The sequence below is a fragment of the Bradyrhizobium rifense genome (assembly GCF_008123425.1).
Classification (GTDB): Bacteria; Pseudomonadota; Alphaproteobacteria; order Rhizobiales; family Xanthobacteraceae; genus Bradyrhizobium; species Bradyrhizobium rifense.
The window spans coordinates 39,509-52,019 of the sequence record NZ_VSSS01000060.1; the positions used below are offsets into that span (position 1 = coordinate 39,509).

Sequence of the window (12,511 nt, forward strand, 5' to 3'; positions counted from 1 at the left end):
GGGGAAATCGATGCCAATATAGCAAAGAAGAGGTGCGGAATTTTCATCTCTTCTTCCTGGTGACAGAAAGTTGGTCGGTTGCATTGCCGGCGGAGCGGCCTTATCGGCGGAAATGTTCGCGATATTCACTTGGGCCCGTGCCAATCCGCCTCAGAAAGGCTCTGCGCATCACGTCGGGATTTGCAAAGCCGCAGCTCGATGCGACGCGCTGCAACGGCTTGTCAGTATCCTCGAGCAGACGCCGCGCCGAATCGACGCGCGCCATCTCGACGAAGTCGCCCGGCGTCATTCCTGCCTCCTCTTGAAAAACGCGGGTAAAATTGCGCACGCTCATCGCGGCCCGCGAGGCAAGCGTCTTCACCGTCAGGTCGAGGGGCAAATGATCGAGGATCCAATGCTGGATCGTCTGAATGCGCCCTTCGGTCGCGACCTGCGCGGCGAGATGGGCACTGAACTGCGACTGGCCGCCCGGTCGCTTCAGGAAAACGACCAGGCGGCGGGCGACGGAGAGCGCGACATCGCGCCCGTGATCGTTCTCGATCAGCTTCAATGCGAGGTCGATTCCGGCAGTGACGCCGGCTGATGTCCACAGGGGTCCATCCTCGACGAAGATCTGATCGGATACCACTTTTGCGGCCGGAAATCTCTCCGCCAATTCACCGGCGTGCTGCCAGTGCGTCGTCACGCTGAAGCCGTCCAGCAGTCCGGCGGCGCCGAGAAAGAAGGCGCCGGTGCAGACGGAGCCGTGGCGGCGGCTGCGCGGCGCGTGCCGTCGCAGCCATGCATGGAGAGGCGAGTCCGTGTAAGCGCGGGCGTAGTCGGGGGTGCCGGCGACCAGCAGCGTATCGATCGGTTGCTCGTCTTCGAAGATCGAGCAGTGGGTCAAAATCGACATCGCTCCAGCCGTCACGGCTCGATCCGGACCGATCGACAACAGACGCACATCGTAGTTGCATCTGCCGGGAGCCTGCCGATTGGCTTCCAGAAAGGCATCCAGAGGGCCGGAAATGTCCAATGATTGCGCGTTCGGCGGCACAATAATCGCGATCGGCGTGCCAGTCATCTCGTTCTCCCCCATCGCAAGGCGTGGGCGTCCCGCGTCCCACAGGTCGCCCTACCCATTTGCGTCAGACCCAGCCGCTCAATTCACGGCGTACAACCGCCTCGATCACGCGCATTCCATGGTCGCTGTCGTTCAAACAATCGACGCGAGCGAATGCTTCGCCGCCTTCGTCGAAGAAGTATTTCGCGTTTTCCTGTCCGATCTCCTCGATTGTTTCCAGACAATCGGCCGAGAACCCGGGAGTTACGACTGCGATTCGCCTGGCGCCCTTCGCCGCAAGCGCCTTTATGGTCTCGTCCGTATGCGGTTTCAACCACTCCGCCCGACCGAAGCGTGACTGGAACGTGACGATCAGGCGTTCTTGCGGTAGCCCCAAGCGTGTCCGAATGAGGTCCGCGGTCCTGTGACAATGGGCATAGTATGGATCGCCCGCGACATGAGTACTGAGCGGCATGCCGTGAAAAGATGCGACGATGACGTCCGGTTCGGAACCGGCGCGAAGGAGACGTTCGGTTAGTGAGCCCGCAATCGCATTGATATAGGTATCCTGATCGTAGTAGGGCGCGGCGACTCGCAATGCCGGCTGATTTCGCATGGATGCGAGCACTTCGAAGAGCTTGTCGCATGCCGTCGCGCTCGTGGCGGCCGAATACTGCGGATAGAGCGGGACGAAGAGGATGCGTTCGCATCCCCTCGCCACGAGCCGCTCGGTTGCGGCTTTCAGGGACGGGTTTCCGTAACGCATCCCCCAGCCGACGATGACGTTGGATTTCGTATCGCCAAGAAGACCGTCACGGATAGATTGTTGCAGCTTCTCTGCCTGCGACCTCGTGATGGTTTTAAGCGGACTCTCGTTCCGGTCGCGGTTCCAGATCGCTGCGTAATCCTTGCCCTTTCGTTGTGGTCGCGCAGTCAGAATCAGCGCATTCAAAATGAAGAGCCAGAGTAGTCTGGGCGCTTCAATCACCCTCCGATCGGACAAGAACTCGGCGAGATATCGCCTGACGGACCAATAGTCCGTGCCGTCCGGAGTGCCGAGATTGCTCAGGAGCACCCCCATCTTTCGGGAGTTCGCCGACCCATCGACATCGGAGTGCAGGATGGTCATATCCACCTCCTCATAGACTGATCCCGCACCGGGCAAGTCGGCGCGGCGGCTTTGAGTTTAAAAGGTTCGAATTCGCGATGATGCCGACGCCGCCGAGTAGCCGGCCGCGGCGACCGTCAATTCGGGCCGGTCCAAAGGCCGATGCCGTTTTGTGAGGGGAAGACCGAGCTGCCGCCAGACCCAGACCATGGAGTCGGCCAATTGCTCGACCAGCCGAGCATCGTGTGCCGGGGTCGGTGTAATTCGCAGTCGTTCGGTGCCTTTGGGGACGGTCGGATAGTTGATCGGCTGGATATAGATGCCGCATTGGTCGAGCAAAAGGTCGCTCGCCTGCCTGCAAAGCTCGGGATCTCCTACCATCACCGGGACAATGTGCGTTTCGGTCGGCATCACGGGCAAGCCGGCTTTGCGCAACGCGGATTTGGTCGCTGCTACGGACATGCGCTGCGCGACGCGCTCGCAGTGCGATGCCTTGAGATGAGCGATCGACGCTGTGGCGGCCGCAGCGACGGCCGGCGGCAGTGCAGTTGTGAAAATGAATCCCGGCGCATGGGATCGCACCGCGTCGATGACGGCGCTCCGCCCTGCTATATAGCCGCCAAGCGTGCCGAAAGCCTTGGCGAGCGTCCCTTCGACAATGTCGATCCGATCCATGATGCCATCGCGTTCGGCGATGCCGGCACCGCGCGGGCCGTACATTCCGACCGCGTGCACCTCATCGAGATACGTCATTGCCTCGTAACGATCTGCGAGATCGCAAATCTGCTTGATCGGCGCGACGTCTCCATCCATGGAGTAGACGCTTTCGAAGACGATCAACTTCGGGCGGCCCGGCGCTGCGCGTGAGAGCAACTGCTCCAGATGTTCGACATCGTTGTGCCGCCAGATCTCCTTGGCACACCCGGCCGCGCGCACACCCTCGATCATGGAATTGTGATTGAGCGCGTCGGACAGAATCAGACAGTCGGGAAGAAGCCTCGCAAGCGTCGCGATGCCGGTCTGGTTCGAGACATATCCCGACGTGAAGACGAGCGCGGCCTGCTTGCAGTGCAAGTCCGCGATCTCGGCCTCCAGTTGGACGAGCGCACGGTTTGTCCCCGAGATGTTGCGTGTGCCCCCTGCGCCGGCCCCCATGCTGCGTGCGGCGCGGCACATTGCTTCGATAACTTTCGGATGCTGGCCCATGCCTAGATAGTCGTTCGAACACCAGACGACGACGTCTCGCCTGCCGTCCGGTCCATTCCAAATGGCATGGGGAAACTGTCCCGCCCGGCGTTCCAGGTCGACGAACACACGATATCGCTGCTCGTGCTTGAGAGCACTGATGGCGTGTTCAAAACTGCTGATGTAGTCGAACATCCTCGAAGTCCTCCTGAGGGCTTGCTGCGCCCGCGCCGATCGGCGCGGGCGACTGGTTTCAGCGAGGTCTCGCTGCCTTCCGACGATGGCTAGAGCTTGCCCTCGACGAACCTCGCCAGCGCGTCGGCAACCCCCTTGCCGTAGGCTGGGTCCGCCTTGGCGCAGTTGGCCACGTGGCGTTCCTGGATATGCCCTGCTGCCTGGCCCACCTGGCGTGCGGTGTTGTCGAACAACGTCTGCTTCTGCGCCGGGCTCATCTTCCGGAATAGATTGCCCGGTTGCTGCCAGTGGTCGTCGTCCACGCGGTGATCCCAATGCGCGGCCGCTCCCGTGATCTCGAGCGGCGGCTCGTTCAACTGGGGCCGATCCGTCCATTCGCCACGGCTGTTTGGCCAGTACGTCGGGGTGCGGCCAAGATTTCCGTCAGTCCGCATTGCACCGTCGCGGTGATAGCTATGGAACGGGCATTTCGGTGCGTTGACCGGAATGTGGTGATGGTTGACACCGAGCCGGTAGCGCTGCGCATCACCATAGGAGAATAAACGCGCCTGGAGCATCTTGTCCGGCGAGTAACCGATACCCGGCACGATATTGGCGGGCGAGAACGCTGCCTGCTCGACTTCGGCAAAGACGTTTTCCGGGTTCCGATTGAGCTCGAAATAGCCCACCTCGATCAGCGGATAGTCGGCCTTCGGCCAGACCTTGGTGAGATCGAACGGATTGAAGGCAAACTTAGTCGCCTGCTCGTCCGTCATTACTTGGATGCACAGGGTCCAGCGAGGATACTCGCCTTGCTCGATGCTCCCGAAGAGGTCGCGCTGATGGCTTTCGCGATCCTTGCCGACCAGGGCCTCTGCCTCTCCGTCGGTCAGGTTCTGAATGCCCTGCTGGGTGCGGAAGTGAAACTTCACCCAGACGCGCTCATTGTTCGCGTTGAGCAGACTGTAGGTGTGGCTGCCGAAGCCATGCATGTGGCGGTAGCTCTTCGGGATGCCGCGCTCGCTCATGACGACGGTGACCTGGTGCAACGCTTCGGGAAGCAGCGTCCAGAAATCCCAGTTGTTGTCGGCACTGCGCATGCCCGTATAGGGATCGCGCTTGATGGCGTGGTTCAGATCGGGAAAGCGCAACGGGTCGCGAAAGAAGAACACCGGCGTGTTGTTGCCGACCATGTCCCAGTTGCCTTCCTCGGTATAGAACTTGAGCGAGAACCCGCGGATGTCACGCTCGGCGTCCGCCGCGCCGCGCTCGCCGGCGACCGTCGAGAATCGCGCGAACATCGGCGTCTGCTTGCCGATCTCGGAGAAGATCTTGGCCTTGGTATAGCGGGTGATGTCGTGGGTCACCGTGAATGTGCCATGAGCGCCCGAGCCCTTGGCGTGCATGCGGCGCTCCGGGATCACCTCTCGGTCGAAATGCGCGAGCTTTTCGATCAACCAGACGTCTTGCAGCAACGCCGGTCCGCGCGGTCCGGCCGTCTGGATATTGACGTTATCCGTGACCGGCGCGCCGGATGCGTGCGTCAGATACGGTCTTTGAGTCTTATCGTTCATTGGGGTTCTCCTGCATTGGTGTTGAGAGAAATCTTGTCATCCTCGGATCAATAGGAGAATGACAAGAGTGCTATCGGATTGAGAGGCTGTGCCTCATAATCCGGGTTTCGTAGATCGAGGGCGTTCGCCCCGGGCGGCCGCACTCAAGTAGCCAAGCCGGCCTGGCCTGGATTGCCTGTTTGCACGACGACGCGTTCACATCGTCAGCCGCGCCGCTTGGCGCGCTCGTGGAAGATCGAGCCGATGAAATCGAGACTGATCCGCGCCGCGAGCAGTGACGTGATTCCCGAGGGATCGTAGGGCGGCGAGACCTCGACGAAGTCGGCGCCGACCACCTCGAAGCGCCATGCGATCTCCTGGAGGAGGTCCTTGGCTTCGTAATAGCTGAAACCGCCATGGCTGATCGTTGCGGTCCCCGGCGCGATCGACGGATCGAAGCTGTCGATGTCGATCGAGACGTAGACCCGCTCGCCATCCGGAATGTGGGAGAGCGCCGCAGCGGCGCCGATCGAGCGGAACTTGCGCATTGAGACGACGTGCGTGCCGTAGGCCTTCGCCGCCTCGTAGTCTTTTCTGCTAACCGAGGCCATGTTGTGCGGGCCGAGCGTCGTGATGCCCTTCACATGCGCCATCTCCGAGGCGCGCCGCATCGGGCTGCCGTGACCCCAGCTGATGCCGTTGCGCTCATCGATGAAGTCGAAATGCGCATCGAGATGGATGATGTGGATCGGCTTCTCGTTCGAATACGCCGCGACGGTTGCCATGGTTATGGCGTGATCGCCGCCAAGGATATACGGCATCGTCTTGGCATCGAGCAGTGCGCGCACCGCCAGCTCGGCGTTCGCCAGGCTGCGCTTGGTGTCGGCGTAGATGACGTCGCTGTCGCCGGCGTCGACGATCTTGACTTCCTCGGCAGTGAGATAGGTCACCTCGTCCTCGAAATCGAATACGCCTTCCGGACCAAAGCCGTGGAACATGGATGCTTCGCGAATCGCGCGCGGCCCGAAGCGTGTTCCGACGCGATAGCTTGAGGCCGTATCGATCGGAATGCCAAGCACGGCGACATCGGCGCCGTCGAGCCTATCCCAATCGGTGCAGGCAGGCTGGCCGGCAAAGGTGGCTAGGCCTACGAAAGGCAGGTTCATCCGTTCCGGCATGTTGCGGCTTTTGAACTGCGTTGTCATTGAAGGATCCTTCTAAGATTTGGATGGGGGTGACGCGATCGCCACGCCGCGTTGTTGCGTTCAGCAGATTTCACCGGTGACGCCTTCGTGTTCATAGGCTCGGCGGACTGCGGGCAGCGCCGTCACCATGTCGAGCAGCCGCGCGATGTGCGGCCGCGAACGGGGCGGATTGGACATCGGGCGCGCCCAGCGGGCGAGCATGACGAGGTAAAAATCGGCCGCGCTCAACTTGTCCCCGAGGAAGAGGGGGCCGTTCGTTTCCAGGTGCTGCTCGATGACGTCCAGGTAGGCGCCGGCGCGCCGCTCCGCGCCATCCCTGACGATCTCCGTCGCGGCAGCTTCCGTGCCCGTCAGGCGATCGGGGTACTGCCAGATCATCAGTTCTTCCTGGAGCGAGTTCGTCAGGAAAATCAGCCACTGATAGAACTTGGCGCGCTCGGGGGCACCGATCCTGGGTGCAAGGTTGGCTTCCGGATGCTGGTCGACGAGGTGAAGAACAATCGCCGCTGCCTCGGACAGCACGAGTCCTCCGTCGACCAGGGTGGGAATGCGACCATTCGGGTTGATCGCCAGGTATTCTTCCGATTTCTGGGCATTGTTGGCGCGGTCGACAAGGACAAGCTCGTACGCCTGGCCGAGCTCTTCGAGCACCATGTGGGGCGCTGCGTTGGCGTTGCTGGGGAAGTAGTGAAGTTGGTACATCGTTCTCTCCGCACTTGTGTGTGTCCACGTACGGAAAGCTAAAATTCGGGGCGTTTGGCCACAACGCGAGAGGCCCGTCGATCTCGGCCAAAGGTCCGTCGATCCTGGCCATCGCGTCTGGCGCAGGGCAAGCGACGTTTCGGCCGACGGCTTGCGCACGGATTGATAGACGTCGGCCTTGTTACTATCTGGTTCGATAGTCGTGACCTATACCCCGGAGCTCCATGCGATGAATCTGAGCGGCCTGTCGTTGCGCGATCTCGAATATGTCGTCGCCATTGCGGACCACGGCAGTTTCGTCCGCGCCGCCGAGCATTGTCGCGTTGCGCAACCGTCGTTGTCCGCGCAGGTTCGCAAGCTCGAAGCCTGGCTCGGCATGGTGATCTTCGAGCGGACCACGCGGCGCGTCATCGTGACGGTCGAAGGCAAGTCTTTTGTCGAACAGGCTCGTCGCGTTCTGGCGGAGGCGCGGCTTCTCTTCACGATCGTCCAGCGATCGGACAAGCCGTTCGGTGGTGTACTGCGGCTCGCCGCAATCTCGACGCTCGGACCCTATCTTTTTCCAAGGATATTGCCGGCACTTCGCAAGAAATATTCCGAACTCGCTCTCGTTCTGAGCGAAGGTCTCACCGGCGAGCTCGTGCCGAAGCTGATCGACGGCGAGGTCGATGCCGTGCTTCTCTCGCTTCCCCAAACCGACGCCGCATTAGCGAGCACCGCGATTTTTTCGGAACCGTTCCTCTTGGCGTGCCCGAAGGGGCATCCTGCGTCCCGCAGGGGCGGCCCGACCTGGGACATGCTGGACGCCGAGGAGCGGCTGCTCCTGGAGGAGGGACATTGCCTGCGCGAGCAGGCGCTCGCGGGCTGCTCTGCTCCGGGCCGGACCAATCGCCTCGCCACCAGTCTGGAGACTCTGAAATACATGGTCGCGGCTGGCGAGGGCTGCACGCTGGTACCCGCCCTTGCCGTATCCGAGCGGGATGCGGTTGCCTATTCACGGCCGCCGGGGGCCACCTTTTCGCGACAGGTGGGGCTTGCCTGGCGCAAGAGCGATCCTCGCGCAATGGAATTTTCCGCACTCTCGGAAACGCTGAGAGAGATCGCCAAATCGATCGACGACGTGAAGGCGGGTTGACGACGATTGCATTCGGGTGGAATGCCTCCTGATGAGGACGCCATCGATCAGGATTTGCTGATCGACGGCTTCCACAGGTTCAGCCGAACGAGGCTTGGTTTATCGCTTCGGCATGACGCCCGGCACATAGTCTGGCCAGCTCGCGATCGTGCCTTCGTCGACATTGAGATGCTGCGCCACGAGCTTCGGCGGCGTATGCGTGAGCCAGTTGGAGAGCGAGACTTCTTCGTAGTGCGGGGCGCGGAACACGCCGATGAACTGCATATCGGTGTCGCCGACGTTCTCGACGTAGTGGCCGAGGTTGCGCCTGACGTAGCCGATATCACCGGCATTGAAGTCCGTCGTCAGTGCGTTCGGACCGGTGTCAAATACCGTCATGCGCGCCTTGCCTTTGATGTAGTACTGCCACTCGTCCGCGTTGGGGTGCCAGTGCATCTCCCTGATGCCGCCGGGACGAACCGTGACCAGCGCGGCCGAAACCGCGGTTGAAACCTTGAAATTGCTGCTGTCGGCGACCTGGATGCTTCCTGTGTCGGAAGATTTGAACGGACGGGATGACCCAAGCGGAAAGATGAAGGGATGCGTAGGCACCGGAGCGTCCTTTTGGACGGCGGCGCGATCGGTGATCAGATCGCCCGGCAAGGTGCCCTGGAAGATCCACAGATTGTGCAGCGGTATCTTGGCAAAGGTTTCGGCGGGCACACCGAAATTCTTGGCCAGCACCTCGGGCGGGGTGTGAGCAAACCAGTCGGTTACGAGCAAGGTGTTGAATTCGTCCGCATGACCATCGTCGAAGCAGATCACGAACTCACAGCCATCCGGACCTAGCCCCTGCAATGAGTGTGGCGCGCCGGGCGGGAAATACCAGAGGTCGCCCTCCCTGACGTCGGCGACATAGGGGCGTCCTTGCGCGTCCAGGACCGTGACCCGGCACGTGCCGTACGTCATGATCGCCCACTCGGCGGCCTGGTGCCAGTGCAACTCGCGAATTCCGCCGGCGGTCAGCCGCATATTGACACCGGAAATCTCTTTCGAGATTGCAAAATCTGCAACGGTAACCTGCCGTGCCCATCCGCCATTCTGGATCCGCTTCGGCGCGTTGTTGAACGAGGCCCACGGCGTCGGCATGCCGCCGATGTCCGTCGCCGGGGGAGATTGTGCGGAGGGAAATTGGCCGCCCAGAACTTGGCTCTGCGGGCCAGGATCGCTGAGATTTCCCAGGCCCTTCGCATTGATGGCGCCCTGGGGCGGCTCGTCCGGATTGCCGAAAGATGCGGCCTTCACCGAGGATACCATGGCCGCGCCCATGGCCGAGGCTGCCAGCAGGTTTCGTCTCGAAATCACGATCGTACCTCCAAAAGGATTGCTCTCCAGAGCCGTCAACAGCGGTCTCCCTCCACGGAGTTAGGAAAGCGCCGACATGGGCCAATGCACAGAGACCCTCCGCTTTTCCGGAATGCACGACGGCATCTCCCTGATCGAACCCCGCGATCTGTCGCACTGGCACGATCCGGCATTCTCGAAAGAAAGCCCGCGATCGAAGTCGCAACTGTTCTGCATCGATACCCGCAGAGGTTTTCGCAATGTCGGAACGGAAGGCAGTTCACCCCTATCATCATCCAGCGGGCGGGTGGGGTGCGCTCAAGGCCCTCAGCGAGCACCTGATCGAACAGCGGATTCCGATCAAGGGGGCGAACACGCTCCGGTGCATGAACCAGCCCGAAGGGTTCGACTGTCCCGGCTGCGCCTGGCCAGATCCGAAGCACACCTCGTCATTCGAGTTCTGCGAGAACGGTGCGAAGGCCGTGGCGTGGGAAGCGACCGCCAAGCGTTGCGCGCCCGAGTTCTTCGCAGAACACTCGGTGGCCGAACTCGCCACCTGGAGTGACTATGATCTTGAGATGGCAGGTCGTCTCACGCATCCGATGGCCTATGATGGAGCAACGGACCGCTATCTCCCGGTGAGCTGGAGCAAGGCGTTCTCGATCATCGGTCGGCATCTGAAGGCACTGCCCGATCCGAACATGGCGGAGTTCTACACTTCCGGCCGCACCTCGAACGAAGCCGCCTTTCTGTATCAGCTTTTCGTGCGGGAATACGGCACCAACAATTTCCCCGATTGCTCCAACATGTGTCACGAGGCGACGAGCGTCGGCTTGCCACACTCCATCGGCGTGGGGAAGGGCACGATCCTGCTGGAGGACTTCGACAAGGCAGACTGCATCTTCATCTTTGGCCAGAACCCCGGCACCAACAGCCCGCGCATGATGACCAACCTGCGCGACGCGGCCCGGCGCGGCGCTTCTATCATCTCGTTCAATCCATTCCGTGAACGCGCCCTGGTCCGGTTTCAGGCTCCGCAGAGCCCGATCGAGATGGCGACGTTGAGCTCGACTCAGATCAGCTCGCGCCTCTATCAGGTGCGAGTCGGCGGTGACGTCGCCGTGATCAAGGGCCTCATGAAGGTTCTGGTCGATGAAGACGCGGCGGCAAGGGAGAGGGGGGAGCCGGCCGTTGTGGACTGGGATTTCATCCATGACCATACCCACGGTCTTGATGACCTGGTTAGTGACCTGAGGGCGACGCAATGGACCGATATCGAGCGTTACTCGGGGCTTAGCCGCGAGGACATCGAATATGCCGCGCAGGCCTACATGAAAGCCGAGCGCGCGATTATCGTCTACGGGATGGGCATCACCCAGCATCGGCGCGGCGCCCAGAACGTTCAGCAATTGGCGAATCTCGCTCTTCTTCGCGGCCACATCGGCCGTGAAGGCGCAGGCATCTGCCCGGTTCGTGGCCATTCGAACGTGCAGGGAGATCGTACGGTCGGCATCACCGAGGCACCGTCCGGCGAATTTCTCGACCGGCTGGAATCCTGCTTTGGTTTCAAGGCGCCTCGTGAGCACGGTCACAACGTCGTCACGGCGCTTGAAGCGATGATACGCGGTGACGCCAAGGTATTTATCGCGATGGGTGGCAACTTTGCCGCCGCCATTCCGGATTGGCAGCTTACGCAAGATGCGCTCAAGCGACTCGATCTCACGGTCCACATCTCGACCAAACTCAACCGCAGTCACCTGATCCACGGGCGCGATGCCCTGATCCTGCCCTGCCTCGGCCGCACGGAGATCGACGTCCAGGCGACCGGGCCGCAGTCCATCACCGTGGAGGACTCCATGTCGATGGTGCACGCGTCGGCTGGTCGCAACCAGCCCGCGTCCGAGCACCTTCTGAGCGAGCCCGCGATTGTTGCCGGCATGGCCCGGGCGACTCTCGGGCAGTCCTCCGTCGTCGATTGGGACGGCTTCGTCGGCGACTACGATCGTATTCGCGAGGCTATCGAGGCCGTATTGCCGATATTCGAGGCCTACAACGCACGAATTCGCGTACCCGGCGGCTTCCATCTCGTCTCGACCGCGCGCGAGCGCGTCTGGGCGACGCCCAGCGGCAAGGCCAATTTTCTGGTCTTCGATGGCCTCGGCGAAGATCCGAACAACGATGATCCGGAGACGCTCTGGCTCAGCACGATTCGTAGCCATGATCAGTACAACACCACGCTCTATTCGCTCTCCGATCGCTACCGGGGCGTTTATGGCCAGCGCGACATCGTGTTCCTCAATCAGTTCGAGATGGAGAAGCGCGGACTTGCGGACGGCGAACGCATTGACCTGGTGACCGCCTCGACGGACGGACTGGAACGGAGGGTGCGCAACTTCCGCGTGGTCGGATACTCGTTTCCGAACGGTTGCTGCGCGGCCTACTACCCGGAGACCAATCCGCTGGTGCCGCTCTATGCGCACGATCCCCTTAGCTTCACGCCGTCTTCCAAGGGTATCCCGGTTCGGATCGAGCGCACCAGCGCCAACGTTACGGACGAGTCCCCGCACCAAGACTAGAGCGACCCGAGGAGTTGAGACAAATGAAGCCGAGCGCGAGCGTCACCATCGGCATGGCTGCCGCCGTGTCGATTGTGGTCACCCCCGACATGACGGTCGGGCATTTCGTTCCGGGCATGCCGCAGGTCTATGCGACCCCGATGATGATCCTGCACATGGAAATGGCCGCTGGCCTCGCGGTCGCAGCCGCCCTGCCGCCTGGTTACGTCAGCGTCGGCATGTCGGTCGATATCCGGCATCTGGCGGCCACGCCGGTCGGTAGTCGCGTACGCGCGCTTGCGCGTGTCAAAAGCGTCGACGCAAAGAGCCTGCTTTTCGAGATCGAGGCGTGGAATGACCTCGCAAGGATCGGTGCCGGCACCCATCGCCGGGCGATCGTGAATGTCCCTGAGTTCGAGAAACGGCTCGGCGTTCACAAGGCCGTTGCCTGACGCCTGAGCGCATTGCCCGACCGCAAAGCGGCCCCCACAGGGCAGGCAGCCTCGACATCGACGGCCTCGCTTCCCGC

At 61.7% G+C, this 12,511-nt stretch carries 10 protein-coding genes; 3 read left to right on the forward strand and 7 right to left on the reverse strand.

What is annotated here, in order from left to right; genetic code table 11:
- Positions 1-100: 100 nt before the first annotated feature.
- The 6 genes from FXB40_RS35230 to FXB40_RS35255 form a co-directional block, all read right to left on the reverse strand.
- A complete protein-coding gene (locus FXB40_RS35230) occupies positions 101-1,063 on the reverse strand; it encodes a GlxA family transcriptional regulator (protein ID WP_148776882.1) in 963 nt (320 codons plus the stop codon).
- A 64-nt stretch (positions 1,064-1,127) separates the two neighbouring features.
- The gene (hemH, locus tag FXB40_RS35235; RefSeq protein ID WP_148776883.1) at positions 1,128-2,171 is read right to left on the reverse strand and encodes a ferrochelatase; all 1,044 of its coding nucleotides are present in this window, start codon (positions 2,169-2,171) and stop codon (positions 1,128-1,130) included.
- A 57-nt stretch (positions 2,172-2,228) separates the two neighbouring features.
- Complete coding sequence (gene hemA / locus FXB40_RS35240) at positions 2,229-3,530, reverse strand: 5-aminolevulinate synthase (RefSeq protein ID WP_148776884.1); 1,302 nt, start codon at positions 3,528-3,530, stop codon at positions 2,229-2,231.
- A gap of 89 nt (positions 3,531-3,619) precedes the next feature.
- Positions 3,620-5,083 (reverse strand): catalase, encoded by a 1,464-nt coding sequence (locus FXB40_RS35245; protein WP_148776885.1) that lies wholly within the window; start codon positions 5,081-5,083, stop codon positions 3,620-3,622.
- A 203-nt stretch (positions 5,084-5,286) separates the two neighbouring features.
- Entirely contained in the window at positions 5,287-6,267 is a 981-nt protein-coding gene (locus FXB40_RS35250) for an agmatinase (RefSeq protein ID WP_246208170.1), read from the reverse strand.
- 60 nt (positions 6,268-6,327) lie between these two features.
- Positions 6,328-6,969, reverse strand: coding sequence for a glutathione S-transferase family protein (locus FXB40_RS35255; protein ID WP_148776886.1), 642 nt, complete (start codon positions 6,967-6,969; stop codon positions 6,328-6,330).
- A gap of 229 nt (positions 6,970-7,198) precedes the next feature.
- On the opposite strand from FXB40_RS35255, the gene FXB40_RS35260 reads away from it, so the two are divergent.
- Positions 7,199-8,104 carry a LysR substrate-binding domain-containing protein gene (locus FXB40_RS35260; protein WP_148776943.1) on the forward strand — a complete coding sequence of 302 codons (906 nt, stop codon included), beginning with the start codon at positions 7,199-7,201 and terminating at the stop codon, positions 8,102-8,104.
- 99 nt (positions 8,105-8,203) lie between these two features.
- On the opposite strand, the gene FXB40_RS35265 is transcribed toward FXB40_RS35260, so the two are convergent.
- Positions 8,204-9,448 (reverse strand): cupin domain-containing protein, encoded by a 1,245-nt coding sequence (locus FXB40_RS35265; RefSeq protein WP_148776887.1) that lies wholly within the window; start codon positions 9,446-9,448, stop codon positions 8,204-8,206.
- Between the two features lie 239 nt (positions 9,449-9,687).
- Here FXB40_RS35265 and FXB40_RS35270 point away from each other — a divergent pair, with 239 nt between their 5' ends.
- Complete coding sequence (locus FXB40_RS35270) at positions 9,688-12,003, forward strand: FdhF/YdeP family oxidoreductase (RefSeq protein WP_148776888.1); 2,316 nt, start codon at positions 9,688-9,690, stop codon at positions 12,001-12,003.
- Between the two features lie 23 nt (positions 12,004-12,026).
- Positions 12,027-12,434 carry a thioesterase family protein gene (locus FXB40_RS35275; protein ID WP_148776889.1) on the forward strand — a complete coding sequence of 136 codons (408 nt, stop codon included), beginning with the start codon at positions 12,027-12,029 and terminating at the stop codon, positions 12,432-12,434.
- The last annotated feature ends 77 nt before the right edge of the window (positions 12,435-12,511 follow it).

Coding starts and splice junctions, on each gene's coding strand:
- FXB40_RS35230 (WP_148776882.1), bottom strand. CDS start 1,063: ATGACTGGCACGCCGATCGCGATTATTGTGCCGCCGAACGCGCAATCA.
- hemH (WP_148776883.1), bottom strand. CDS start 2,171: ATGACCATCCTGCACTCCGATGTCGATGGGTCGGCGAACTCCCGAAAG.
- hemA (WP_148776884.1), bottom strand. CDS start 3,530: ATGTTCGACTACATCAGCAGTTTTGAACACGCCATCAGTGCTCTCAAG.
- FXB40_RS35245 (WP_148776885.1), bottom strand. CDS start 5,083: ATGAACGATAAGACTCAAAGACCGTATCTGACGCACGCATCCGGCGCG.
- FXB40_RS35250 (WP_246208170.1), bottom strand. CDS start 6,267: ATGACAACGCAGTTCAAAAGCCGCAACATGCCGGAACGGATGAACCTG.
- FXB40_RS35255 (WP_148776886.1), bottom strand. CDS start 6,969: ATGTACCAACTTCACTACTTCCCCAGCAACGCCAACGCAGCGCCCCAC.
- FXB40_RS35260 (WP_148776943.1), top strand. CDS start 7,199: ATGAATCTGAGCGGCCTGTCGTTGCGCGATCTCGAATATGTCGTCGCC.
- FXB40_RS35270 (WP_148776888.1), top strand. CDS start 9,688: ATGTCGGAACGGAAGGCAGTTCACCCCTATCATCATCCAGCGGGCGGG.
- FXB40_RS35275 (WP_148776889.1), top strand. CDS start 12,027: ATGAAGCCGAGCGCGAGCGTCACCATCGGCATGGCTGCCGCCGTGTCG.